This is a genomic window from Ruegeria sp. D1(2025) (assembly GCF_056536425.1).
In genome coordinates this window covers 68,069-90,670 of sequence record NZ_JBQFPO010000008.1, presented here as the reverse complement: position 1 = coordinate 90,670, position 22,602 = coordinate 68,069, and the positions used below count along the sequence as shown (strand labels likewise).

The following is a 22,602-nucleotide window of genomic DNA, read 5'->3' as shown; positions in this document are numbered from 1 at the left end:
ATGGCAAACACGATGCAATTCGACCTCGTCAGCCCTGAGCGGAGCCTTGCTTCGCTCGCGGTGACGGCGGTCCAGATTCCCGGCGCGGACGGAGACATGACGGCAATGCCCGATCATGCCCCCACCATCACCACACTGCGCCCCGGTCTGCTGAAGGTTGAGGCACCCGAAGGGTCCAGTGAATATCTGGTCACCGGCGGGTTTGCCCAGATCAACGGCGACAGCTTGTCGGTTCTGGCCGAAAAGGCCATTCCGGTTTCAGAAGTGACCCGTGCGCATATCGACGATCTGATCGCCGAGGCCCGCGAGTCGCACGAAGCGGCCAAAGGTGGCGACGATCAGACCATCGTCGACGACGCCGCCAAACTGCTGGCCGACATGGAAGCGCTTGGAACGCATATGAGCCTGTAACGCGGGCTTGATCGTTTATGAATTAGAACGGCCTCGCGTTTGCGGGGCCGTTTTTTTGTCGTGCTTTTGCCCGATTGCCGGAATAAGTTGCGGGAATTCAAGAACAACGACGACAGAATGAAAACTTTTCAAACCCATCCGATTGGTATTGACCAAGGCGAAGCCCTGCTGTTTTCCGATTTTGCCAATGGCGGTGAAATGTGGACAGGTGAGGGGGCGCGGGAACGCCGGACGACCGTCGCATTCAGCCAACCGTTTCGCTCGGCGCCGATGGTACAGATCGGCATTTCGCTGTGGGATGTGGACACGTCCTCGGCGCTGCGCGCCGAAATCAAGGCCGAGAACATTACGCCCGAAGGGTTCTGCGCCGTCTTCCGCACCTGGTCGGATACGCGCGTTGCCCGCATCCGCGCCTCGTGGACCGCGATTGGCGAGGTGCCGCACGAGGATGACTGGCATATATCCTGAGCGCACCTTCAGAACGGAAGCCGCGCTCTTGTCGTCAACTGCTCACCTGAAGCCCGTTTCTTACGCGTCGGTGCCTTCGATCATGTCCACGCGTGTTGCGTGGCGGCCACCTTCGAACGCGGCCCCCAAAAACGCGTCCACGATATCCAGCGCCTGACCTTCGCCAATGACGCGCGCGCCCATGGACAGCATGTTGGCATCATTGTGCTGCCGGATCATCCGGGCTGAGAATGTGTCGGAACACACACCGCAACGGATGCCCGGCACCTTGTTGGCTGCCATCATGATGCCCTGACCGGTGCCACACAACAGGATGCCAAGCGCACAATCGCCCGAGGCGACGCGCTCGGCAGCGGCCTTGCCATGCAGGGGATAGTGTGTGCTTTCCGGAGTGGTCGGGCCGATATCCAGGACCTCCCACCCGGCGTACGCGATATGTGCGGCGATTGCCCGGCGCAGTCCGATGGCGGCATGGTCACTGGAAAGGACGACGCGTTTGTTGTCAGTCATGAAAAGGCTGTCCGTTCTGAGATGCGCGTGTAAGAAAGGTGGGCCCTGTCCAGGCGCCCCTTTCCGGTCAGTTCATCTGATACAGGGATTCGTAGATTGGTGTCAGTGTCTTGTCTTCGAACAGCGAAGAGACGCTTGTGCCGTTCCAGATGTTCAGGATCGCCTGGGTAAAGATCGGTGCCGTCGGTACGATCCGGATGTTCTTGGCCTTGGCGATTGCGTCGGTGGGCTGGATCGTGTCGGTCAGAACCAGCGATTTCATGACCGAGTTGGTCACACGTTCGACCGCCGGTCCGCTCATGACGCCGTGGGTGATGTACGAGTGAACCTCTTTCGCACCATTATCCAGCAGCACTTGCGCCGCTTTGCAGAGCGTGCCGGCGGTATCGCACATGTCGTCCACGATCAGGCAGATCTTGTCCTTGACGTCGCCGATTACGGTCATCTCGGCCACTTCACCGGCTTTCTCGCGGCGTTTGTCCACGATCGACAGGGGGGCGTTGATCCGTTTGGCCAGTTCGCGCGCACGGGCCACGCCGCCGACGTCGGGCGACACCACCATGATCTCATCCAGGCTGTCTTTGAACTGGTGCTTCACATCCAGGGCAAAGATCGGCGAGGCATAGAGGTTGTCCACCGGGATATCGAAGAAGCCCTGAATCTGGGCCGCGTGCAGGTCCATGGTCAGGACCCGCTCGATTCCGGCGCCGGTCAGCATGTTGGCGACCAGCTTGGCAGAGATCGGCGTACGCGCCTTTGTGCGGCGGTCCTGACGGGCATAACCGAAATAGGGGATCACGGCAGTGATCCGCTGGGCCGACGACCGACGCAGGGCGTCAGCGATGATCAGAAGTTCCATCAGGTTGTCATTGGCCGGGTTCGAGGTCGGCTGGATGATGAACATGTCCTCGCCGCGCACATTCTCGAACACCTCGACGAAGATCTCGCCATCGTTGAACCGTTCGACCCGCGCATCGACCAGCCCCTGATCGACGCCGCGGTAAAGGCTCATGCGGCGGGCTATGGTTTTGGCAAGCGGAAGGTTGGCGTTCCCAGCGATTAGCTTGGGTTCGTGAAGTGTCGGCATCGGCTGAGGTCCCCGGGCAGCAATGGCAATGTGACAGATTCGTGATGTTGACACCGCTTAGCATGGCCTTACCGTCCCGCAAAGGTAACGCAGCGGAGAAAGTGCACATGACCCAGATTGACTACTATTTTGCGACACTCTCGCCCTATTCCTATCTGGCCGGAACCCGGTTGGAAGAGATCGCGGCAAAGCACGGTGCGACGATCAACTACAAGCCGTTGGACATTATCGCTCTGTTCTCGCGCACTGGTGGGGTTCCGCCGAAGGATCGGCACATCTCTCGCATCGAATACCGGGCTCAGGAATTGCTGCGCCAATCCAGAAACCTGGGAATGGAATTCAACCTGCAACCCGCGCACTGGCCAACGAATATGGCCCCCTCATCCTACGCCGTGATCGCCGCCATTCAGGATGGGTCCGGCGATGTCGGGCAGCTTTGCCATTCGATCCTGCGTGCCTGCTGGGCCGAGGAAAAGGACATCGCCCAGGACGAAGTTATCCGGGATTGCCTGTCACAGGCCGGGTTTGATCCCGGACTTGCCGACAGCGGCCTGCTTGTGGGTGCGGAAACCTACGCCGCCAATCTTGAAGAGGCCGTCGATCGCGGCGTGTTCGGCGCGCCATTCTATATCACCCCGGATGACCAGAGGTTCTGGGGGCAGGACAGGCTGGACGATCTGGACCGGCACCTGGCGACGCTGTAGGCATGACAGGCCGTACCCTGCCGCAAGAAGTCTTTGTGCGAACACTGGGCAAGGGCGCGCACCAGATGCTCGCCCTGCACTGCACCATTGCCCATTCCGGCGCCTGGTCGGGCCTTGCAACTGCGCTGAGCGGGCCGGCAAGCCTGATTGCGCCGGACATGCTGTCACACGGCCGCAGCCCCGATTGGGACGGGCGCGGCGACTTTTTTGATCGGATGACCGAACTGGCGGCCAGCCAGCTGCAAAATCCGATGGATGTGATCGGCCACTCCTTTGGTGCAATGATTGCGTTGCGTCTGGCGGTCGAACACCCCGACCTCGTGCGCCGCGCTATCCTGATCGAGCCGGTCTTTTTTGCCCTGGCAAAGCTGGACGCCCCGGACCTCTACGCTCAGCATGAGCGAGATGCAGAACCCTTTGTCTCCGCGCTCGCCGCAGGCAACGCATCGCAGGCAGCCCGCCTGTTCAACCGCATGTGGAGCACACAGGACAGCCCCCGCTGGGCGGATCTGCCGGACCGTACCCGCGCCGCAATGATCCGCGGGGTGCATGTAGTCCCGGCCTCCAACAATGCCCTATACGAGGACGGTGCGGGCCTGTTGCAACCGGGAAAACTGGAACGCGCCCAGATGCCGGTCCGGATCCTCAGCGGATCGCTGACGCACCCGGTCATCCCCGCAATATGCAACAGCCTGCAACGCCGTCTGCCTGCGGCAACCACCGAAATCATCCCGGAGGCAGGGCACATGCTGCCGATTTCCCATCCAAAAGAGACGGCGCGCAGCCTGTCGGAGTTCTTCCGAATTCCGTTGGCTTCTTCTGTTTGAATTTGCTGCGGCGGGGGCGACGCCCCCGACAACCGTCAGAAAAGGGCCAGAAACCGGTCGATCTGTTCCGCACTGATGGACCAGTCGCAGACAAGGCGGCAGGCCAGCATTTCGTCTTCGTCCGCCCCGTCCAGTTCATCACCCCACATGTGATAGACCGCGCCTTTTTCGTGCAATCGACGATGCAGGTGCCTCGGGAAACGGGCGAAAACGATATTGGCTTGCGGCTCGTGCAGGAAATCCGCACCGGCCGCCCGCAATCCTGCCGCCAGCCTTGCGCAATTCGCGTTCGCCTGCCGGGCTGCGCGCAGCCACAGATCATCCCGCAGATAGGCCGCCATCTGCGCGGACAGATAGCGGTGTTTGGAAAACAGATGCGCGCCCCGCTTGCGGCGCAACTCAAATTCCCAGGCTTTGCTTTCGTCAAAGAAAACGACAGCCTCGACACCCATTAGCCCGTTCTTGGTGCCGCCAAAGCTTACGGCGTCCACCCCGGCTTTCCACGTCATTTCGGCAGGGGAACAGTTCAGCGCGACCAGAGCATTGGCGAACCGTGCCCCGTCCAGATGCACCGGCAGGCCGTATTCCCGTGCCACACCGCACAGCCCCTGCAATTCGGCGAGCGAATAGACAGACCCGCGCTCGGTCACCTGAGTGATTGATACAGGGCCGCGCTGCGGACCATGTACGCCGCGGGTCTCCTCGCTCAGAATGCTGCTGCGCAATGCCTCTGGCTGCATCTTGTCGCCGCCGGGCACCAGCGTCAGCTTGGCGCCGCTGTAGAACTCGGGCGCGTTGCACTCATCCTCGTGAATGTGCGCGACAGGCGAGCAAAAGACGGTGTCCCAAGGGTTCGCCAGTGTCGCCAGCGCCAGCGAGTTTGCAGCCGTGCCTGTCGCCACCAGGTATACCGCCGCGCCCGGCGCCTCGAAGACGCCCCGGATCCGGTCGCGCACCTCGTTCATCAGCGTGTCGGCGCCATAGGCCATCTGATAGCCCTGATTGGCTTCACTAAGCGCGGTCAGCACTTCGGGATGGACTGGTCCGGAATTGTCAGAGGCGAAAAACATCAGACGGGCTCCTCGATAATATGGTCTTCCCACTCTTCCAGAGGGGTCTCGAATTCGGAAACGGTGCGCCCCTGAACGGAAACCCCGGCCGCATGAACGCTGTCCGGCGTCCCCGATATCAAGGGGTGCCAGTCATACAAGGGCTTGCCTTCCCACAGCAGCCGGTAGGCACAGGTCTGCGGCAGCCAATAGGCGTGATCGTCAATATTGTCCGGGGTCATCACGATGCACTCCGGCACGAACTGATGGCGGATTTCATATTGCGTGCAGCGGCAGCTTTCGTCGTCCAGCAGACGGCAGGCGACGCAGGTCAGGGCGACCTCGCCCGTGTCTTCATCTTCCAGCTTGTTCAGGCAGCATTTGCCGCAGCCATCACACAGGGCCTCCCATTCGCGCTGATTCAGGCGACGCAGGGGCTTACGCTCCCAAAAACGATGCGGCAGGCCGCCGCGTTCGATCGGGTCTTTTTTCATTGGCCCGCCAGAATCTCGCGGGCACGGGCACAATCCGCATTCATCTGCGCGACCAACCCGTCCAGCCCCTCAAACGTCATTTCCGGGCGCAGATAGTCCACCAGCCCCACCGACAATGTGGCCCCGTAAAGATCGCCCGAGAAGTCGAACAGAAAGGTCTCAATATTCGGCACTGCGCCATTGAACATCGGGCGTGTCCCAACGGATGCGGCACCGCGATAGCTGCCCTGATTGGGTCCATCCAGAACGTCAACCAGCACCGCGTAGACGCCGAATTTCGGTGGGTGCAGCCCTTCGATGGACATGTTGGCCGTCGGAAAACCCAGTTCGCGTCCGCGTTGTTCCCCGCCGATGACCTCGCCTTCGATCCGGTGCCAGTGACCCAGCATCGAGGCCGCGTCGCGCGAGCGTCCGTCACTCAGCGCCTGTCGGATCGCGGTGGATGAGACCACATGCTCGGACCGTTCCATCAGCGGCGCGATGGTGACACCAAACCCCATATCCCGGCCAAACCGGACCATGTCATCGGCTGTGCCGCTGCGTCCCTTGCCAAAACAGAAATCGGCCCCCACCACCACATGCGCCAGACCCAAGCCTTTGCAAATGACATCGCGCGCGAATTCCTCGGGGGTCAGGCCGGCCAGCGCACTGTTGAAGGGCAGCTCATACAACTTCTGCACCCCCAGCTTTTGCAGCCGATGCGCTCTGCTGTTGCCGCGCATCAGCCGAAAGGGGGGGCTGTCCGGCGCGAAAAACTCGCGCGGATGCGGCTCGAACGTCATGACACCCAAGGGCGCATCCGGCGCGGCTTTGCGCGCCAGTTCGATGACCGACTGATGGCCGATATGAACGCCGTCAAAATTCCCGATCGCCACGCTGGCGCCCCGGTCCTGAGGCTCGACAAACTGAAAATCCCGGATGATGCGCATGGCGTCTGCCTAGCGGGACTGAGAGGCGGGTTCAAGACCTGCCGATACCGGACCAGTCAGAGTTCGCCTCAGTCGAATTTCCGCGAGGGGGCCAGAACCATGGCTTCGCCAACCAGAACCTTTTTGCCTTCGACAGAACAATGGCAGTCCAGCTTGACGCGCCGCTTCGAAAAGTCGATGTCGATGACCTTGACCTCGGCATAGACCATGTCCCCGGGACGGACCGGAGCCAGAAACTTCAGCGACTGCCCCATGTATACGGTACCGTGACCGGGCAGCTGCTCACCGATTACCGCCGAAATCAGGCCGGCCGTCAGCATCCCATGCGCGATGCGCCCTTCGAAAATCGTGTCGCGGGCATAATCGTCGTCCAGATGAACCGGGTTCCGGTCGGTCGACACCTGGGCAAACATCTCGATGTCCTCGTCCGTCACCACTTTGCGCAGGTGGCGGCTCATGCCCATTTCAATGTCTTCGATACAGATCGTTCCGCGCGGAAGATTGTCCAACATGTTGCCCTCACTTGCAGTTGGCGGAGAAATAAAAAACCGCCCGTAGCCATCGATTGGCAACTTTATTACTTCGCAAGTGCAGAAAATCAAGCCCTATTTTTATTACCTCAGACGGCCGATCGAATAGGTTGGGTTTATTTTTTCTTTTTCAATATAGCTGTTTAGCGCATCCGGGTCAGGCTGGTATGACGTTTTTGTCTCGGATGCAGCCAGACCGCCGGATATGAACAGGGAATCAATCCCTTCCCCCATGCCGCCGGCGATGTCCGTATGTGGACCGTCACCGATTGCCAGAATATCGGCATCGGCAATGTCTGCGCCCAGTTCCTGCAGCCTGCGCCGGGCCAGATCGTAAATCGGCGGATGAGGCTTGCCAAAATACAGGCTCTCACCGCCCATTTCGGTGTAAAGGCGGGCCAGAGCCCCTGCACACCATTCCCGCACTTCACCACGATCCACGACAATATCGGGGTTTGCGCAGAGCAGCTTCAGCCCTTTTTGTTTGGCGTACAGAAAATCGGCCCGGTTGACCGCCGGGTCCGCCATGGGGTCGAACGGGCCGCAGCAAACGATCCCTTCGGCCTCATCCAACGGCACCCGTTCGATCTGGATTGGGTGATGCAACAGCTTGAGCGGTTCAAAGAACCCTTCGTCGCGCTCCCATTCGCCCATGAAAAAGACTTTCTGACCAACCGTTCCGCGGAACATGGCCGACCGGGCCGAGTCGCCACTGGTGGCGATGGTGTCATAGGCGTCGGCCGGTACGTTGAACTGCGTCAGTTGCACTGCCACACCGGCACGGGGTTTTGGTGAGTTTGTGACCAGAACCACCAAACCACCCGACGCGCGGTAAGATTGCAGCGCAGCAACCGCTTCGGGGAAGGCTGTAATGCCATTGTGCACGCAGCCCCACAGGTCGACGAAAAGAGCTTTGTAGCGGTCGGAAACCACGGCAAGCGATTGGATGATCTGTGTCATGTCAGGCCCCTGTTGACGCGGTGGGAAAGTCATCAAAGCCTATGGCAGAGGAATACCGGTTTGGCCAGTAGGGGCTTTGCCACCGCCGCCCTTCGGGCGTCTCCCCCCGGATACTTTCAGCCAGATGAAGCAGGGGATCCAAACTTCATCTGGCCAAAAATATCCCGGAGCGCGAGGCAGAGCCTCGCAAAAAAACAGGCGCCCGATAAAGGCGCCTGACTTTCTGTAAAGAGTTCGGTGTCAGACCTTGAGGTTCGGGATGATCTGTTTCTTGCGGCTCATGATGCCGGGCAAAACCACGGCATCGCCGTCGACCGAGGCACCAAAGCTTTTTTCGGCGACGGATTTGACCAGATCGTTCGGAACCAACAAGGTGGCTTCTTCGTTCAGGATGTCCACAACGAACAGCAGAACCTGATCCACACCATCTTCCTTGGCGACTTCCGCCATCGAACCTGCCAGGCTGTCCTTGCGGTCCAGAACCACACCGGGCGCGGTGGTTTCAAGAACTGAGACGCGGAATTTGGTGCCGTCGACCTCGTATTCCTTGCTGTCCATGCGGATCAGTTCCGCGTCGGAAAAGGATGAAACGTCCGACTTCGCGGCGAACATGTCGGCAGCGTATTCCGTAATATCCAGCTCAAGCTCGGCGGCGAGCTTTTCCGCGACCGCACGATCGCGCGGTGTTGTGGTCGGCGAGCGGAACTCCAGCGTATCGGACAGGATGCAAGTCAGCGCCGCGCCTTTGATGGCGTCAGGCATCTTGGCCGCGTCATCCCCGATCAGGTCGATCATGATGGTTGCGGTGCAGGCCAGCGGGCGAACGGTAATGTCGATCGGGCCTTTGGTTTCCAGGCCGCCGACCAGCTTGTGGTGGTCGATGATGGCGCGGATATCGGCGCCGTTGATACCGGCAGGCAGCTCGGCGGGGTTGTTGGTGTCGACGATGACGACCGGAGCGCCCTCACTCACGTCATCGATGATCCGCGGTTTCGGCAGATCCCAGTGGCGCAGCATGAAGGCGGCTTCGGTATTGGGCTCGCCCAGCAGCACGGGCTCGGCTTTCTCGCCCTGGATTTCGTTCAGATACCAGGCCCACAGAATGGGCGAGCCGGTCGAGTCAGTGTCGGGGGACTTGTGGCCGAAAACCTGGATTGTCATGTCAGTGTCCTGCAGAAATGGGATTTTGCGGGCCTTATAGGGTGGACAGACAGGCTTGTCACCCGGCTGTGCGCCAGATGCGACTGTTCGTCAAACCTGACTGTCAGATCAAAAGGGCGCGCGGGTCAGTGTGAAGCCCGCAAGCTTTAATTGATGCAGCAACCCCTGCTGACCTGCCAGATGCCCCGCACCCACGGCGATGACGGCCGTTTGGTTCTTCAGTTCCAGAATGTGCTTCAGCCAGTTGTCGTTGCGCTGGATCAGCAATTGCTGCTCGAACGCCTTCCATTCGGCATCAAATTCTTCCTGCGTCAGACCTGATGCGTCGAACCCCTGCAGCAAGGAAAGCTGGATGATTTCGGCATGTTTTTCTTCCAGATAGGCGTTGGTCATCGTGGCCAACTGGTCTTCGCTGGCCTCCAGCGCGCCGGCAAGCCGGGCCAGTGACTGGGCCTGTTCTTCGATCGGATGGCTTTCGAACATCGCAATGACATCTTCGACCTGTTCCAGCGAATGCTGCGGGATACCGTGAGTATCGGCGAGTTCGGACAGGCGTGCATCCATGCCGCGGTCTCCGTCCGGGGTCTGGGCGACGCAGGATGGCACGCCCAATGTCAGGCTCAAAAACCAGGGGCGCAACTTGGCGGCTGTCCAGGCGGGAATGCCGCGTTTGGCCAAGGTGGCTGACAGGGCGGCCCAATCCTCGGCCGACATCAGATCAATCAGAGTCGGCCCCGATGTGATCAGCAAAGGGCTGGGGTCCTTGGCCAGAGCCTGCTCGAACGCTTTCATCTCGGCCTGCGAGGTTTCAAAGAAAAAGGCGTCGGCGTCTTTCAGGAGCGGTTCCAACCGCTCGACCACGGCGGACATGCGCGGGTCATTGACGTGCAGGGTTCCGATCAGATGCATTACCGTGTCGCCCCTCACGGCAACCCAGTGGTTGCCTTCGGGAAAGGGGATGCCGTCCAAGGCGTGTTCAAGGCGGGTCGCCATCTCGGGTGTCATGTCCGCCCTCAGGTCGCGGCCTTCGCAAGCGGCGTGAAGGCTGGCAGGCAAGATCAGGCACAACAGAAATATAAGAAGGCGCATCGTTTTCCCTGCTTTGACGGTCATCCTACCGGGCGCGACATTGCCTTTCCTTTCGGCGATGCGCAAGCTGAAGGGACTGGCAACGTCTGGCAATCCCGGCCGAATAGCCTAGCATGGTGAGATGAAGCGCGAACAGGACCTATACCCGCCGATCAAGGCGTTGCTTGAGCGTCAGGGATACACTGTCAAGGGCGAGGTCGGCGCAGCCGATATCGTTGCCGCGCGCGACGGCGATGATCCGGTCATTGTCGAGCTGAAGCTGGGGTTTTCGCTGGCCCTGTTTCATCAGGCGATCGCGCGCCTGAAAGTAACCGATCAGGTCTATGTCGGTGTGCGCAAACCGAAGGGCCGGACCGCAAGGCGGGCGCTGAGGGATAATCTGTCCTTATGCCGCAGGCTGGGTTTGGGCCTGATTACCGTCCGGGAAGATGGCCGGGCCGAGGTGCATTGCGACCCGGGGCCGTACGCGCCTCGCAAGAACAAGGTAAGGGCCGCGCGGTTGTTGCGGGAATTCGACCGGCTGCAAGGAGACCCGAATGCGGGCGGGGCCACGCGGCACGGAATCGTGACCGGGTACCGCCAAGACGCCCTGAAATGTGCGGCCCATCTGGCGGAATGCGGCGCGACCAAGGGATCTGACGTGGCCAGCGCAACCGGAGTTACCGGGGCGACGCGCATCATGCGCGACAATCACTATGGCTGGTTCGAAAAAGTCGAAAAGGGGGTCTACCAATTGTCGGCCTGTGGATCCGAGGGGCTGAAGCACTGGGCCTACAGCTGGGAACAGCAGGACTGAAGCCCGAAACGGCCCCGCTGGAATCCCGGACGCAAAAAGTTTCTCACATCTTGTTGACTCGGCCTTTCCAACTCCCTAGCTATGCGTCGTTATCACTCGGATGACCCGAGTGCTAACGCCTCGCCGTTAGGTGAGGGGAGGATAAACAAACTTTGAGCCCAAGGAGCTGCAAAGATGGCATTGAAACCGCTTCATGACCGTGTGCTGGTCCGTCGCGTTGAAAGCGAAGAGAAAACAGCAGGCGGCCTGATCATTCCTGACAGCGCAAAAGAAAAGCCCAGCGAAGGCGAAGTCGTTGCAACCGGCGAAGGCGCACGCAAGGACAGCGGCGAACTGATCGCAATGGCCGTAAAAGCCGGCGACAAGATCCTGTTCGGCAAATGGTCGGGCACCGAGGTCAACGTCGGCGGCGAAGAGCTGCTGATGATGAAAGAAAGCGACATCATGGGGATCATCGAGTAAGCCCACGCGCTTTCTCTGATCTTCATTTCCAACATATTTCTCAAGGAGAAACGACATGGCTGCAAAGGACGTCAAGTTCGACACCGATGCCCGCAACCGTATGCTGAAGGGTGTGAACATCCTGGCTGACGCGGTTAAAGTGACCCTGGGCCCCAAAGGCCGCAACGTGGTTCTGGACAAATCCTTCGGCGCGCCGCGCATCACCAAAGACGGTGTTTCGGTTGCCAAGGAAATCGAACTGGAAGACAAGTTCGAAAACATGGGCGCGCAGATGGTGAAAGAAGTCGCCAGCCGCACCAATGATGAAGCCGGTGACGGCACCACCACTGCAACCGTTCTGGCACAGGCCATCGTTAAAGAAGGTCTGAAGCAGGTTGCAGCGGGCCTGAACCCGATGGACCTGAAGCGCGGCATCGACCTGGCAACCGCCAAGGTTGTTGAAGGCATCAAGGCCGCTTCGCGCGAAGTCAAAGACTCGGCAGAAGTTGCTCAGGTTGGCACCATCTCGGCCAACGGCGAAGCCGAAATCGGTCAGCAGATCGCAGACGCGATGCAGAAGGTTGGCAACGAAGGCGTTATCACCGTCGAAGAAAACAAAGGTCTGGAAACCGAGACCGACGTTGTCGAAGGTATGCAGTTCGACCGTGGCTACCTGTCGCCCTACTTCGTCACCAACGCAGACAAGATGATCGCAGAACTCGACGACTGCATGATCCTGCTGCACGAAAAGAAACTGTCCTCGCTGCAGCCGATGGTTCCGCTGCTCGAGCAGGTGATCCAGTCGCAAAAGCCGCTGCTGATCATTGCCGAGGACGTTGAAGGCGAAGCGCTGGCAACTCTGGTTGTCAACAAACTGCGCGGCGGCCTGAAAATTGCTGCTGTCAAAGCACCGGGCTTCGGCGACCGCCGCAAAGCCATGCTGCAGGACATCGCAATCCTGACCGGCGGTCAGGTCATCAGCGAAGATCTGGGCATGAAGCTCGAGTCTGTCACAATGGACATGCTGGGCACCGCCAAGAAGATCGAAATCACCAAAGACGAAACCACCATCGTCGACGGTGCTGGCGAGAAAGCCGAGATCGAAGCACGTGTTGCCCAGATCCGCACTCAGATCGAAGAAACCTCGTCGGATTACGACCGCGAGAAGCTGCAAGAGCGCGTTGCCAAACTGGCAGGCGGTGTTGCTGTTATCCGCGTCGGCGGCATGACCGAAGTTGAAGTGAAAGAGCGTAAGGACCGTGTGGACGATGCTCTGAACGCAACACGCGCTGCCGTTCAGGAAGGCGTCGTTGTGGGCGGTGGTGTTGCTCTGGTTCAGGCCGGTAAAGCACTGGAAGCTCTGAAGGGTGCAAACGCTGATCAGGATGCAGGCATCAACATCGTTCGCAAAGCTATCGAAGCGCCGCTGCGCCAGATCGCCGAGAACGCAGGTGTCGACGGTGCGGTTGTTGCAGGCAAAGTTCGCGAATCCTCGGACGCTGCCTTCGGCTTCAACGCTCAGACCGAAGAATATGGCGACATGTTCTCGTTCGGCGTGATCGACCCGGCCAAAGTTGTCCGTACCGCTCTGGAAGACGCGGCATCGGTTGCCGGTCTGCTGGTCACCACCGAAGCGATGGTTGCAGACAAGCCGCAGAAAGACGCACCTGCCGCCGGCGGCATGCCCGACATGGGCGGCATGGGCGGCATGATGTAAGACGTCGAATTCGCTCCGGCGAATTCTGACGGCCCCGACAGGTGCCAGGCCCCATGGCCAGGCGGCTTCAAGGGGGCGCACAGTGCAAAGGAACGGGGTCGTCTTCGGGCGGCCCCGTTTCGGTTTCGATGGCAGCGATGCGGCCATGCCTCCGGCGGGAGTATTTGGGAAAAGATGAAGCGCCGGGTGTTTGCGGAAAGGACTGTCCAGTTCGCGGCGAACCGGCTATGCGGTTGATATGAGACTGTTCCTGCTGACCACCCTGACCATGTGCGCCTTCGCGGCGAACTCGATCCTGAACCGGCTGGCAATCGACAGCGGGGCCGCCGATCCGGCGGGATTTGCCGTGGTGCGGGTTTTGTCTGGGGCCTTGATGCTGGTGGTGCTGGTCCGGCAACAAGGCGGGCATCTGCCGGTATTTCACAAGCGCAGGGTTATCGGGGCAGGGTCACTGTCGCTTTACATGATCGGGTTTTCGATGGCGTACCTGACGCTTGATGCGGGATTGGGGGCGTTGATCCTGTTCGGGGTTGTACAGATTTCCATGTTTGCCTTTGGCGCCGTGTCAGGTTCGGGTCCCACCGCGCGCCAGCTGGCCGGAGCGGGGATTGCGCTTTTCGGACTTGGGTATGTGTTGTGGCCATCTGGTGCTGTTCAGGTCGACTTGTCCGGCGCCGCGCTGATGACAGCGGCGGGTGTGGGCTGGGCCGCTTATTCGCTGGCAGGCCGGTCCGAGCCCGACGCGTTGCAAGGGACAGCTGCCAATTTCGTGGTGGCCCTGCCGGTCACGGCCGTTGCGCTGTTTTTGTTGGGCGGAGTTTGGCAGATGGCACCCGCGGGGTATGCGCTGGCGATTTTGTCCGGCGCCGTGACTTCGGGGCTGGGTTATGCGCTGTGGTATCGGGTTCTGCCGCAGCTTTTGCCTGCGACTGCGGCCGTGGTGCAACTGAGCGTTCCGATCATCGCCATCGCGGCTGGAATTGCCCTGCTGGGGGAAACGGCAGGCCTGCGTTTGGCTGTTGGCACCGTCGCGGTTTTGGGCGGCATTGCGATGGCCGTATCGCGACGGAAGACCGGGTAGGGGTTTTCACGATCCACGATAAGCCTTATCTGGCGGCTATGAGATTTCTGGTCGTATTGCTTCTTTGCCTCGCTCCATCTTTTGCCAGCGCGAAATGCGTTGTTTTGCTGCATGGGCTTGCGCGCACCAAGGCTTCGTTTTCGGTGATGGAGCAATTGTTTAGCGCCCACGGCTACAAAGTCGTGCGTCCGGATTACCCGTCAACGGATCTGCCCATACCCGAACTGGCCCGGCAAACCGTGCCGGGCGCCCTTGCCGCCTGCGGGGACGAGACCGCAAATGTCGTGGCCCATTCGATGGGCGGAATTCTTCTGCGGTACTGGCTGCAGGACAATACACCGGACAACCTGGGCCGCGTGGTCATGCTGGGCCCGCCAAACCAGGGCAGCCAACTGGTTGATGAACTAGGCTCATGGGAGGTTTTCGGTATGCTCAACGGTCCCGCCGGGTTGGCGCTGGGAACGGGACCGGAGGGTATTCCGGGCCAGTTGCCGCCGGTCGAATTCGATCTTGGCGTAATCGCGGGAGAGAACTCGCTGAACCCTTTGTTTTCGTCGATGATCGAGGGGCGGGATGATGGAAAGGTGTCAGTGCGAACCACCCGTGTCGCAGGCATGGCCGATCACATCGTATTGCCGGTGACCCATACCTTCATGATGAACAACCCCCGGGTCATGGCGCAGGCGCTGCATTTTATCGAATTTGGCCGCTTTGATCCGCAGATCACCTGGCTCGACGGTGTCATGAATGTCATTGACGAGATCTGTATCGGAGAGGACTGTTCAGAACCTCCGTCGGAGCCGACGCGATGACCGCACTTGAACTGACCTTCACCCGGGCGGATGTTCTTGTGTCGGGTCACGAAGTGACGCGAACCGAACTGGCCGTGGCGGACGGGATCATTCAGTCCTCGGGGGCCGGACGGCAGATCGATCTGTCGGGATACACCATCCTGCCGGGGATCGTCGATCTGCACGGGGACGGGTTCGAGCGTCATCTTGCGCCGCGTCGCGGCGCGATGAAGCAAATGGCCGAAGGTCTGGTGTCGGCCGAGGCGGAACTGGCCGCCAATGGTATTACCACAGCCGTGCTGGCCCAGTTCCATAGCTGGGAGGGCGGCGTGCGCGGCCCGGGATTTGCGGGCCAGGTCTTTGACGCGATTGCCGGGGTCAGGGATATCGTCGTGACGGATCTGTTGCCCCAATTGCGGTTCGAAACCCACATGCTGGACGACTATGCGGACCTGCCCGAGCGTATTGCCCGGTGGCAGGTGCCCTATGTGGTGTTCAATGACCATCTGCCGCATGACCGCCTGGCGCAAGGACGCACACCGCCGCGTCTGACCGGGCAGGCGCTCAAGGCCGGGCGCAGCCCCGAAGCGCATCTCGAAATGCTGCAAGAAATGCATGCCCGGTCAGGGGAAGTACCGGCAGCGCTGGAACGGCTATGCGCCACGCTGTCCGATCGCGGTGTCCGGTTGGGCAGTCATGACGACGCCACGGCCCGGGCCCGGGCAGACTGGCGCGCGCGTGGGGCCCGGATATCAGAATTTCCCGAAACGCTGGAAGCCGCCGAGGCGGCCCGTGCTGCCGGTGATCACGTCATACTGGGGTCTCCGAACGTGGTGCGGGGCGGCTCGCACAAAGGCAATGCCAGCGCGCTTGACCTGATCACGATGGGGCTGTGCGACGCGCTGGCGTCGGATTACCATTACCCCAGCCCGCGCCGCGCGGCCCTGATGCTGGCCAAAAGCGGTCTGCTGGATCTGGCCGGGGCCTGGGCGCTGGTCTCGTCAGGGCCTGCGCAGGTGCTGGGTCTGAGGGATCGCGGCACGCTTGCACCGGGCAAACGGGCCGATCTGGTGATCCTGGAAACCGCCACCAACCGTGTCGCGGCCACTCTGGCAGGCGGGCGCGTCAGCTACATGTCCGGGGACATCGCGGCGCGCCTGGTGGCATAAGCGCGCTGCGTTTTCTATCGTTCAGGAATAGCTTCGACTGAGGCATCGCACGTCGGCCCGATAACCTTCAGCGGATGACCCGGTTGAAATGGCCCATCTTGCGGCCTGCCTTGACGTCGGCCTTGCCGTAGAGATGCAGCGCCACATCCCGTTCGCGGGCCAGATCGGGCACACGGTCCATATCGGCGCCGATCAGGTTCTCCATGACCACGTCGGAGTGCCTCTGACCATCCCCCAGAGGCCACCCTGCGACAGCGCGGATGTGCTGTTCGAACTGATCCGCGGCGCATCCATTCTGGGTCCAATGTCCCGAGTTGTGAACACGCGGGGCGATTTCGTTGACGATAAGACCCTCGGCCGTGACAAACAGTTCAACGCCCATCACCCCGACATAATCCAGCGCGTTCAGAATATTGGCCGCCAGCAGCACGGCATCCGTTCGCTGCGACGGCGACAGCCGTGCCGGTACGGTCGTTGTATGCAGGATACCGTCACGGTGGACGTTTTCACCGGGATCGAAACAGGCAACCTGACCGTCCAGACCACGGGCGGCGATGACGGACACCTCGTGCGAGAAATCCACGAAGCCTTCCAAAATAGCAGGCGCGCCCGCCATATCGGCCAGCGCGGATTCGGCGTCGCCGGGCGCGCGCAGCCGGGCTTGACCTTTGCCGTCATAGCCGAACCGGCGGGTTTTCAGAATGGCGGGTGTGCCGATCTCATCAATCGCTGCGCGCAGGCTGTCCAGATCTGTGATGTCGGCGAAGGGTGCCGTTTTAAGGCCCAGTCCCTGCAGAAAGCTCTTCTCGGTCAGCCGGTCCTGACTGACCCGCAGGGCTTCGCGGCCCGGGCGAATGGGGCGATGCGCTTCCAGCAGATCCAGTGCCTCAGTCGGGATGTTCTCGAACTCATAGGTGATGACATCCACGTCTTCGGCAAAGGCACGCAGGGCGTCGGCATCGTCATAGGCGGCAGTGGTCACGCGGTCGGCGACGTGGCCAGCAGGCGGGTTCGCGCCCGGCTCAAATATATGCGTGACAAACCCCAGTCGGGCCGCTGCGACCGACAGCATCCGGCCCAGCTGGCCACCGCCCAGGATTCCGATCCGAGCCCCGGTTTGCAATGCTTCAGTCATCGGCAGGCTCCTCGGGGATAGAGGCCGACAGGGCCTCGCGCCAGGCATCCAGCCGTCCGGCCAGTTCGGCATCCTGCAGGGCCAGGATACCAGCAGCCATCAACCCGGCATTGGCACCACCCGCCGATCCGATGGCCATGGTCGCCACAGGAAACCCTTTCGGCATCTGAACGATGGAATAGAGGGAATCGACACCCGACAGGGCCCGCGTCTGAACCGGCACCCCGATCACCGGAACCCGTGTCTTCGAAGCCATCATGCCCGGAAGATGTGCGGCCCCGCCGGCACCCGCAATGATCACCTGCAAGCCGCGCGACACAGCGGTTTTTCCGTAGTCCCACAGGCGATCCGGTGTGCGGTGGGCCGACACGATGCGCGCCTCGTAGGCAACACCCAGTTCGTCCAGAATATCCGCGGCTTCCTTCATCGTGGGCCAGTCCGACTGGCTGCCCATGATGATGCCTACCTTGATCTCACCCATCCGCATTTTCCCCGGCTTTTCAAAGAGCGCGCACTATAGCCAAATCCACCTGTCTGGCAATGCGTCAGGCGATGATGTCGGGGGTCAGGCGGTCCTCGATCAGCCGGATGATGTCCTTCAGCCGCAGTTTCTGCTTTTTCAGACGTTTGATGGTCAGCTGGTCCGAGGTACCCGTTGCCTGCAGCGCCTCGATCGCTTCGTCCAGATCGCGGTGCTGACGTCGGAACACCTCAAGTTCAACCCGCAAAACCTCATCAGTTTTCATGGAAAGATCGGTAGGCGCATTCATAGGCGACTCAGTCGTAGTTGTGGTGCTTTCCACACAAGATAGTGTGTCAGGGTTTATCGGGCCAGACCTTGTGGACATCCCTGCATATTCCCATATTCTATTACACGCGGTTGCCGCAACGGGGCCGCACCACCCGTCGCTTTGACATAAAAGGACGAGAAAACGTGTCAAAACTTACTCTTGGCTCATACCCGCATCTTTTGGGGTTCGAGCAGTTGGAACGACTTCTGGAACGGTCTGCAAAGGCTGGCAACGAAGGATACCCGCCCTATAACATCGAACAGACATCGGATTTTTCGTATCGCATCACCCTGGCCGTGGCTGGGTTCGCGGAAGAAGATCTGTCGATCACCATCGAGGATCGCCAGCTGGTGATCCGGGGCCGTCAACGCGACGACAGCGAGGGGCGTATCTTTTTGCACCGAGGCATTGCGGCGCGTCAGTTTCAACGCATGTTTGTGCTGGCTGATGGGGTCGAGGTTGGCGAGGCGATCATGGAAAACGGTCTGCTGCACGTGGATCTGACCCGCGCCGTGCCGGAAACCGTGGTGCAGACGATCAACATAAAGAAGGGGTAAGAGCAATGAATACACCGATTGAGATTAACACCGAAGGCGACCGGATCGTGTATGTCAAAGCGGTCGATGTTGCCGATCTTCCCTTGGAAGTGCGTGAGCAGGCTGGTGATCTGGATCAGCTTTATGCGGTTCACGATTCCGACGGGCAGCAATTGGCGCTGGTCGCCGACCGGAAACTGGCCTTTGTCCTGGCCCGTGAACATGACTTTTCACCGGTGGCCGTTCACTGAACGGCCCCGCCTCCGGCTGTTTTTAGCGTGACAATGACCGCCATAGCGGCGACATATGCGAACCGGTAGGGCCGGATGCGCCCGTAATTCATATGGTTCGGGGAAAGTGACGCATGAGCTGGTTCGATTTTGACTGGGTAGACGCCTTCAGCGACCGGGCATTTGGCGGAAACGGTTGTGCCGTGGTCCACGGTGGTGCTGTACTGTCGCAGGAAGTGTGCATGGCCTACGTCCGCGAAACCTCGCTTGTGGAATGCACCTTCACCGGCCCTTCGGAAGTCGCGGATGTGCATGTGCGTTACTTCCTGGCCAGTCGCGAAATCCCATTTGCCGGGCATCCCACCATCGCCACCGTAGCAGCCATGCGGTCGCGCGGGTTGTTCGAAGGTGACTGCCTGATGCTGGAAACCGGGGCAGGGATCGTATCGATCCGCTTGAGCGGCGATGAAATTGAGATGACGCAGGTTGCCCCCCAATTTGGCCAGCACGTGCCGGCGGAACTTGTTGCCGCCGCGATCGGCCTTTCGGAAAGCGCCATCATCTCCCCGCCCCAGTTCGTGTCGACCGGATTGCCGTTCTGCATCACCGTGTTGCGCGATCATGATGCCCTGCGGGCCGCAAAACTGTCCGAAGAGCCTCTGCGCAAGGTGGCCGAGAAGGCAGGTTTTTCGGGCTCAGATATGGCCGAACCCTTCCTTGTGACGCTGAAGGGTGCAACGTCTGAAGGTGACACATTCTCGCGCCTGCTGCTGGCGCCACCCAGCCCGCCAGAGGATCCGTTCACCGGCTCGGCCACGGGCGCCATGGCGGCTTACCTGTGGAAATACGGCCTGATGCCGAAGGACACCTTTGTGGCCGAGCAGGGGCACGACATGGGCCGCCCCGGACAGGCGACTGTCACGCGAATTGGCCCCCCGGACGCGATGACCGGGATCAGGGTTGCCGGTCGCGGCCATGTCCTGATGCGTGGTCAGGTCGACCTGCCAGAGACATTGCAATGACCCGTCCCGCGATTGCCATTTTGCCATACGGCCACCGTCTTGGGCCGAAACTGGGGGCAGTTCCCCTGTCCGATCTCATCTGGCCCGAGGGCTGCCCAGAGCGCCTGACCGGCAAGACCATCGGCGATCTCGAGCGCACCGATCACCTGATCATGTACCCCAACTCTACCGTACATCTGCGCCTGCGCCGCGGCACACGCGCGCGCATTTCGTTGATGATGGGGGAACCTTCGGCCATTCACGCCAAGCACGACCGGATGCTGCGCTGGACCCATCGCCGCTTTTTCCGGGTGTTCACCTTTCACGACATCCTTCTGCAGACCATCCCGAACGCCGTGTTCCTGCCCTACGGCGATACGCAGGTGTTGGACTGGCAGGATCTGAAAACTGAAAAAAAACGCTCCTGTTCCCTCATCGCGTCGGCCAAACGGGATCAGGTTGGGCATGAATTGCGGCACGAACTGATTGACTGGGTCCGGGAAAGTGGCGCGGATGTCGATGTAATGGGCCGGGGTTACAAACCGTTTGAAAACAAGTCCGATGGTCTGGCCCCATACCGGTACTCGGTGGTTATCGAGAACGTCCGGGAACGGAACTACTTCTCGGAAAAGCTGATCGATGCGATCCTGTGTTCGACCGTGCCGATCTACTGGGGATGCCCGAATATCGGCGATTTCATGGACACTTCGGGCATGATCCTGTGCGAATCCAAGGTTGAGATTCAGCAGGCGATTGCGGATGCATCGCCAGAGGATTTCACCGCCCGTCTGCCGCATGTGCAGGCCATTCAAGCCAAAGCCGCCGAATTTGGCGCCTTCGAGCGCCGCGCAGTCGAGGCGCTGCGCGCGGAACTGAATTCCGGAAGTTGAGAGAAAAAACCCCCGGCATAGACCGGGGGCTTCCGTGTTCAGGTTCTGAAACCGGCTCAGGTCGCGGCAATCAGGCCCATGCTTTCCAGTTTCAGAAGTACCTGGTGGGCGCAGTTGTCGACCTCGACATTCTCGGTTTCGACGCGCAGTTCCGGGTTCTGCGGTACGTCGTAAGGATCCGAGATGCCGGTGAATTCCTTGATCTTGCCTTCCCGCGCCAGCTTGTACAGGCCCTTGCGGTCGCGGCGCTCGCATTCCTCAATCGTAGTGGCCACGTGAACTTCGCAGAACGCGCCGAATTGTTCGATCTCCTCGCGAACCGCGCGGCGGGTTGTGGCGTAGGGCGCGATCGGCGCGCAGATGGCGATGCCACCGTTCTTGGTGATTTCGGACGCGACATAGCCGATGCGGCGGATGTTCAGATCCCGGTGTTCCTTCGAGAAGCCCAGTTCCGATGACAGGTTCTTACGCACAATGTCACCGTCCAGCAGAGTCACCGGGCGGCCGCCCATTTCCATCAGCTTAACCATAAGCGCGTTGGCGATGGTGGATTTGCCCGAGCCCGAGAAACCGGTGAAGAACACGGTAAAGCCCTGCTGACTGCGCGGCGGCTTGGTCTTGCGCAGTTCTGCAACGACTTCGGGGAAGCTGAACCATTCGGGGATTTCCAGACCTTCGGCCAGACGGCGGCGCAGTTCGGTACCCGAGATGTTCAGGATCGTGACCTTGTCCTTGTCCAGGATCTCGTCATTCGGCTCGTACTGAGCACGCTCCTGTACATAGACCATGTGTTTGAAGTCGACCATCTCGACGCCGATTTCGTCCTGAAACTGGCGGAACAGATCCTGCGCGTCGTAGGGGCCATAGAAATCCTCGCCCTGGCTGTTCTTGCCGGGGCCGGCATGGTCGCGGCCCACGATGAAATGGGTGCAGCCGTGGTTGGCGCGGATCAGGCCGTGCCAGACCGCCTCGCGCGGGCCGGCCATGCGCATCGCCAGGTTCAGCAGCGACATCGATGTGGTGGATGCGGGATACTTGTCCAGTACCGCCTCGTAGCAGCGGACACGGGTAAAGTGATCGACATCACCCGGCTTGGTCATGCCGACAACCGGATGGATCAGCAGGTTGGCCTGCGCCTCCTTGGCGGCGCGGAAGGTCAGTTCCTGATGCGCTCGGTGCAGCGGGTTGCGGGTCTGGAACGCCACGATGCGGCGCCAGCCCAGCTTGCGGAAATAGGCGCGCAGCTCGTTTGGGGTGTCGCGGCGGGCGCGGAAATCGTAGTGGACCGGTTGCTGAATGCCGACCACGGGGCCGCCCAGATATACCTTGCCGGCCACGTTGTGCAGATAGTTCACGGCCGGGTGCGCGTCGTCGTCCGCGCCAAAGACTTTCTCGGCCTCACGCGCCTTGTCCGGTGTCCAACGGTCGGTCACGGTCATGGTGCCCAGAATGACGCCTTCCTGGTCGCGCAGGGCAATGTCCTGACCCAGTTCGATGTTCTCGGCAAAATCTTCGCTGACATCCAGCGTAATCGGCATCGGCCACAGGGTGCCGTCAGCCAGGCGCATGTTTTCCACGACGTTGTCGTAGTCGGCCTCGGACAGGAAACCCTTGAGCGGGTTGAACCCGCCATTCATCAGCAGCTCCAGATCGCAGATCTGGCGCGGGCTCAGATCCCAGCTTGTCAGATCGGCGGCTTCGACCTTCAGTTTCTGGGCCGAGTCATAGGATACGTACAGTTCAGGGATCGGTGCCAGATTGCTTAACATCGTCATCAGAATACTCTTATTACAGTGTGGTGTTGC

At 60.5% G+C, this 22,602-nt stretch carries 27 protein-coding genes; 14 read left to right on the top strand and 13 right to left on the bottom strand.

Features of this window, described 5'->3' with window-relative positions; all coding sequences use genetic code 11:
- Together ACR1XU_RS17245 and ACR1XU_RS17240 are read left to right on the top strand one after the other, a co-directional pair.
- Positions 1-411: a F0F1 ATP synthase subunit epsilon gene (locus ACR1XU_RS17245; RefSeq protein ID WP_170817178.1), complete on the top strand. Its 411-nt coding sequence runs from the start codon at positions 1-3 to the stop codon at positions 409-411.
- Between the two features lie 117 nt (positions 412-528).
- Positions 529-879: an H-type lectin domain-containing protein gene (locus tag ACR1XU_RS17240; protein WP_170614765.1), complete on the top strand. Its 351-nt coding sequence runs from the start codon at positions 529-531 to the stop codon at positions 877-879.
- Between the two features lie 60 nt (positions 880-939).
- On the opposite strand, the gene rpiB is transcribed toward ACR1XU_RS17240, so the two are convergent.
- Together rpiB and ACR1XU_RS17230 are read right to left on the bottom strand one after the other, a co-directional pair.
- On the bottom strand, positions 940-1,389 hold the full coding sequence (gene rpiB, locus ACR1XU_RS17235; protein ID WP_480907558.1) for a ribose 5-phosphate isomerase B: 450 nt from the start codon (positions 1,387-1,389) through the stop codon (positions 940-942).
- A 67-nt stretch (positions 1,390-1,456) separates the two neighbouring features.
- Positions 1,457-2,476, bottom strand: a complete 1,020-nt coding sequence (locus ACR1XU_RS17230) for a ribose-phosphate pyrophosphokinase (RefSeq protein WP_170614763.1) — start codon at positions 2,474-2,476, stop codon at positions 1,457-1,459.
- 107 nt (positions 2,477-2,583) lie between these two features.
- Here ACR1XU_RS17230 and ACR1XU_RS17225 point away from each other — a divergent pair, with 107 nt between their 5' ends.
- Positions 2,584-3,180 (top strand): DsbA family protein, encoded by a 597-nt coding sequence (locus tag ACR1XU_RS17225; RefSeq protein ID WP_480907556.1) that lies wholly within the window; start codon positions 2,584-2,586, stop codon positions 3,178-3,180.
- Between the two features lie 2 nt (positions 3,181-3,182).
- Entirely contained in the window at positions 3,183-4,007 is an 825-nt protein-coding gene (locus ACR1XU_RS17220) for an alpha/beta fold hydrolase (protein ID WP_480907555.1), read from the top strand.
- A gap of 35 nt (positions 4,008-4,042) precedes the next feature.
- Here the strand turns inward: ACR1XU_RS17220 and ACR1XU_RS17215 are convergent, their stop codons facing one another.
- The 7 genes from ACR1XU_RS17215 to ACR1XU_RS17185 form a co-directional block, all read right to left on the bottom strand.
- The gene (locus ACR1XU_RS17215; protein WP_480907553.1) at positions 4,043-5,077 is read right to left on the bottom strand and encodes a threonine aldolase family protein; all 1,035 of its coding nucleotides are present in this window, start codon (positions 5,075-5,077) and stop codon (positions 4,043-4,045) included.
- The gene (locus tag ACR1XU_RS17210; RefSeq protein ID WP_480907551.1) at positions 5,077-5,550 is read right to left on the bottom strand and encodes a YcgN family cysteine cluster protein; all 474 of its coding nucleotides are present in this window, start codon (positions 5,548-5,550) and stop codon (positions 5,077-5,079) included. Before ACR1XU_RS17210 ends, ACR1XU_RS17215 begins: the two co-directional genes overlap by 1 nt.
- Entirely contained in the window at positions 5,547-6,479 is a 933-nt protein-coding gene (locus tag ACR1XU_RS17205; RefSeq protein WP_480907549.1) for a bifunctional riboflavin kinase/FAD synthetase, read from the bottom strand. The genes ACR1XU_RS17210 and ACR1XU_RS17205 overlap by 4 nt, the downstream gene beginning before the upstream one ends.
- 68 nt (positions 6,480-6,547) lie before the next feature.
- Complete coding sequence (locus ACR1XU_RS17200; protein WP_170614757.1) at positions 6,548-6,991, bottom strand: MaoC family dehydratase; 444 nt, start codon at positions 6,989-6,991, stop codon at positions 6,548-6,550.
- 102 nt (positions 6,992-7,093) lie between these two features.
- On the bottom strand, positions 7,094-7,969 hold the full coding sequence (locus tag ACR1XU_RS17195) for an HAD family hydrolase (protein ID WP_480907547.1): 876 nt from the start codon (positions 7,967-7,969) through the stop codon (positions 7,094-7,096).
- Positions 7,970-8,209: 240 nt separating this feature from the next.
- The gene (locus tag ACR1XU_RS17190) at positions 8,210-9,130 is read right to left on the bottom strand and encodes a manganese-dependent inorganic pyrophosphatase (RefSeq protein ID WP_480907545.1); all 921 of its coding nucleotides are present in this window, start codon (positions 9,128-9,130) and stop codon (positions 8,210-8,212) included.
- A gap of 108 nt (positions 9,131-9,238) precedes the next feature.
- Positions 9,239-10,219, bottom strand: a complete 981-nt coding sequence (locus tag ACR1XU_RS17185) for a TraB/GumN family protein (RefSeq protein WP_480907543.1) — start codon at positions 10,217-10,219, stop codon at positions 9,239-9,241.
- 121 nt (positions 10,220-10,340) lie between these two features.
- On the opposite strand from ACR1XU_RS17185, the gene ACR1XU_RS17180 reads away from it, so the two are divergent.
- The 6 genes from ACR1XU_RS17180 (at position 10,341) to ACR1XU_RS17155 (ending at position 16,214) form a co-directional block, all read left to right on the top strand.
- Positions 10,341-11,015: a DUF2161 family putative PD-(D/E)XK-type phosphodiesterase gene (locus ACR1XU_RS17180; RefSeq protein ID WP_170614753.1), complete on the top strand. Its 675-nt coding sequence runs from the start codon at positions 10,341-10,343 to the stop codon at positions 11,013-11,015.
- 174 nt (positions 11,016-11,189) lie between these two features.
- Complete coding sequence (locus ACR1XU_RS17175) at positions 11,190-11,477, top strand: co-chaperone GroES (RefSeq protein WP_170614752.1); 288 nt, start codon at positions 11,190-11,192, stop codon at positions 11,475-11,477.
- Between the two features lie 55 nt (positions 11,478-11,532).
- Positions 11,533-13,173 (top strand): chaperonin GroEL, encoded by a 1,641-nt coding sequence (gene groL, locus ACR1XU_RS17170; protein WP_170614751.1) that lies wholly within the window; start codon positions 11,533-11,535, stop codon positions 13,171-13,173.
- A gap of 238 nt (positions 13,174-13,411) precedes the next feature.
- The gene (locus ACR1XU_RS17165) at positions 13,412-14,254 is read left to right on the top strand and encodes a DMT family transporter (RefSeq protein ID WP_480907541.1); all 843 of its coding nucleotides are present in this window, start codon (positions 13,412-13,414) and stop codon (positions 14,252-14,254) included.
- Positions 14,255-14,292: 38 nt separating this feature from the next.
- Complete coding sequence (locus tag ACR1XU_RS17160; RefSeq protein ID WP_480907539.1) at positions 14,293-15,066, top strand: alpha/beta fold hydrolase; 774 nt, start codon at positions 14,293-14,295, stop codon at positions 15,064-15,066.
- Positions 15,063-16,214: an alpha-D-ribose 1-methylphosphonate 5-triphosphate diphosphatase gene (locus ACR1XU_RS17155; protein WP_480907537.1), complete on the top strand. Its 1,152-nt coding sequence runs from the start codon at positions 15,063-15,065 to the stop codon at positions 16,212-16,214. The genes ACR1XU_RS17160 and ACR1XU_RS17155 overlap by 4 nt, the downstream gene beginning before the upstream one ends.
- Positions 16,215-16,281: 67 nt before the next feature.
- Here the strand turns inward: ACR1XU_RS17155 and ACR1XU_RS17150 are convergent, their stop codons facing one another.
- The 3 genes from ACR1XU_RS17150 to ACR1XU_RS17140 form a co-directional block, all read right to left on the bottom strand.
- Entirely contained in the window at positions 16,282-17,349 is a 1,068-nt protein-coding gene (locus ACR1XU_RS17150) for a 5-(carboxyamino)imidazole ribonucleotide synthase (RefSeq protein WP_480907535.1), read from the bottom strand.
- Positions 17,342-17,830, bottom strand: coding sequence for a 5-(carboxyamino)imidazole ribonucleotide mutase (gene purE, locus ACR1XU_RS17145; protein ID WP_170614746.1), 489 nt, complete (start codon positions 17,828-17,830; stop codon positions 17,342-17,344). The genes ACR1XU_RS17150 and purE overlap by 8 nt, the downstream gene beginning before the upstream one ends.
- 64 nt (positions 17,831-17,894) lie before the next feature.
- On the bottom strand, positions 17,895-18,119 hold the full coding sequence (locus ACR1XU_RS17140) for a YdcH family protein (RefSeq protein WP_037308505.1): 225 nt from the start codon (positions 18,117-18,119) through the stop codon (positions 17,895-17,897).
- 164 nt (positions 18,120-18,283) lie between these two features.
- On the opposite strand from ACR1XU_RS17140, the gene ACR1XU_RS17135 reads away from it, so the two are divergent.
- The 4 genes from ACR1XU_RS17135 (at position 18,284) to ACR1XU_RS17120 (ending at position 20,797) form a co-directional block, all read left to right on the top strand.
- On the top strand, positions 18,284-18,697 hold the full coding sequence (locus tag ACR1XU_RS17135) for an Hsp20 family protein (RefSeq protein ID WP_010441788.1): 414 nt from the start codon (positions 18,284-18,286) through the stop codon (positions 18,695-18,697).
- 5 nt (positions 18,698-18,702) lie between these two features.
- A complete protein-coding gene (locus tag ACR1XU_RS17130; protein ID WP_170614745.1) occupies positions 18,703-18,927 on the top strand; it encodes a DUF1150 family protein in 225 nt (74 codons plus the stop codon).
- Positions 18,928-19,040: 113 nt separating this feature from the next.
- Complete coding sequence (locus ACR1XU_RS17125) at positions 19,041-19,928, top strand: PhzF family phenazine biosynthesis protein (RefSeq protein WP_480907532.1); 888 nt, start codon at positions 19,041-19,043, stop codon at positions 19,926-19,928.
- A complete protein-coding gene (locus ACR1XU_RS17120) occupies positions 19,925-20,797 on the top strand; it encodes a glycosyltransferase family 10 domain-containing protein (RefSeq protein WP_480907530.1) in 873 nt (290 codons plus the stop codon). The genes ACR1XU_RS17125 and ACR1XU_RS17120 overlap by 4 nt, the downstream gene beginning before the upstream one ends.
- Before the next feature lie 56 nt (positions 20,798-20,853).
- Here ACR1XU_RS17120 and ACR1XU_RS17115 read toward each other — a convergent pair whose 3' ends face one another.
- Positions 20,854-22,572: a bifunctional sulfate adenylyltransferase/adenylylsulfate kinase gene (locus ACR1XU_RS17115; RefSeq protein WP_170807918.1), complete on the bottom strand. Its 1,719-nt coding sequence runs from the start codon at positions 22,570-22,572 to the stop codon at positions 20,854-20,856.
- Positions 22,573-22,602: the final 30 nt, after the last annotated feature.

Bases quoted from the DNA above. Each gene is read 5' to 3' on its own strand.
- ACR1XU_RS17245 (WP_170817178.1), top strand. From the start codon at position 1: ATGGCAAACACGATGCAATTCGACCTCGTCAGCCCTGAGCGGAGCCTT.
- ACR1XU_RS17240 (WP_170614765.1), top strand. From the start codon at position 529: ATGAAAACTTTTCAAACCCATCCGATTGGTATTGACCAAGGCGAAGCC.
- rpiB (WP_480907558.1), bottom strand. From the start codon at position 1,389: ATGACTGACAACAAACGCGTCGTCCTTTCCAGTGACCATGCCGCCATC.
- ACR1XU_RS17230 (WP_170614763.1), bottom strand. From the start codon at position 2,476: ATGCCGACACTTCACGAACCCAAGCTAATCGCTGGGAACGCCAACCTT.
- ACR1XU_RS17225 (WP_480907556.1), top strand. From the start codon at position 2,584: ATGACCCAGATTGACTACTATTTTGCGACACTCTCGCCCTATTCCTAT.
- ACR1XU_RS17220 (WP_480907555.1), top strand. From the start codon at position 3,183: ATGACAGGCCGTACCCTGCCGCAAGAAGTCTTTGTGCGAACACTGGGC.
- ACR1XU_RS17215 (WP_480907553.1), bottom strand. From the start codon at position 5,077: ATGTTTTTCGCCTCTGACAATTCCGGACCAGTCCATCCCGAAGTGCTG.
- ACR1XU_RS17210 (WP_480907551.1), bottom strand. From the start codon at position 5,550: ATGAAAAAAGACCCGATCGAACGCGGCGGCCTGCCGCATCGTTTTTGG.
- ACR1XU_RS17205 (WP_480907549.1), bottom strand. From the start codon at position 6,479: ATGCGCATCATCCGGGATTTTCAGTTTGTCGAGCCTCAGGACCGGGGC.
- ACR1XU_RS17200 (WP_170614757.1), bottom strand. From the start codon at position 6,991: ATGTTGGACAATCTTCCGCGCGGAACGATCTGTATCGAAGACATTGAA.
- ACR1XU_RS17195 (WP_480907547.1), bottom strand. From the start codon at position 7,969: ATGACACAGATCATCCAATCGCTTGCCGTGGTTTCCGACCGCTACAAA.
- ACR1XU_RS17190 (WP_480907545.1), bottom strand. From the start codon at position 9,130: ATGACAATCCAGGTTTTCGGCCACAAGTCCCCCGACACTGACTCGACC.
- ACR1XU_RS17185 (WP_480907543.1), bottom strand. From the start codon at position 10,219: ATGCGCCTTCTTATATTTCTGTTGTGCCTGATCTTGCCTGCCAGCCTT.
- ACR1XU_RS17180 (WP_170614753.1), top strand. From the start codon at position 10,341: ATGAAGCGCGAACAGGACCTATACCCGCCGATCAAGGCGTTGCTTGAG.
- ACR1XU_RS17175 (WP_170614752.1), top strand. From the start codon at position 11,190: ATGGCATTGAAACCGCTTCATGACCGTGTGCTGGTCCGTCGCGTTGAA.
- groL (WP_170614751.1), top strand. From the start codon at position 11,533: ATGGCTGCAAAGGACGTCAAGTTCGACACCGATGCCCGCAACCGTATG.
- ACR1XU_RS17165 (WP_480907541.1), top strand. From the start codon at position 13,412: ATGAGACTGTTCCTGCTGACCACCCTGACCATGTGCGCCTTCGCGGCG.
- ACR1XU_RS17160 (WP_480907539.1), top strand. From the start codon at position 14,293: ATGAGATTTCTGGTCGTATTGCTTCTTTGCCTCGCTCCATCTTTTGCC.
- ACR1XU_RS17155 (WP_480907537.1), top strand. From the start codon at position 15,063: ATGACCGCACTTGAACTGACCTTCACCCGGGCGGATGTTCTTGTGTCG.
- ACR1XU_RS17150 (WP_480907535.1), bottom strand. From the start codon at position 17,349: ATGACTGAAGCATTGCAAACCGGGGCTCGGATCGGAATCCTGGGCGGT.
- purE (WP_170614746.1), bottom strand. From the start codon at position 17,830: ATGGGTGAGATCAAGGTAGGCATCATCATGGGCAGCCAGTCGGACTGG.
- ACR1XU_RS17140 (WP_037308505.1), bottom strand. From the start codon at position 18,119: ATGAATGCGCCTACCGATCTTTCCATGAAAACTGATGAGGTTTTGCGG.
- ACR1XU_RS17130 (WP_170614745.1), top strand. From the start codon at position 18,703: ATGAATACACCGATTGAGATTAACACCGAAGGCGACCGGATCGTGTAT.
- ACR1XU_RS17125 (WP_480907532.1), top strand. From the start codon at position 19,041: ATGAGCTGGTTCGATTTTGACTGGGTAGACGCCTTCAGCGACCGGGCA.
- ACR1XU_RS17120 (WP_480907530.1), top strand. From the start codon at position 19,925: ATGACCCGTCCCGCGATTGCCATTTTGCCATACGGCCACCGTCTTGGG.
- ACR1XU_RS17115 (WP_170807918.1), bottom strand. From the start codon at position 22,572: ATGACGATGTTAAGCAATCTGGCACCGATCCCTGAACTGTACGTATCC.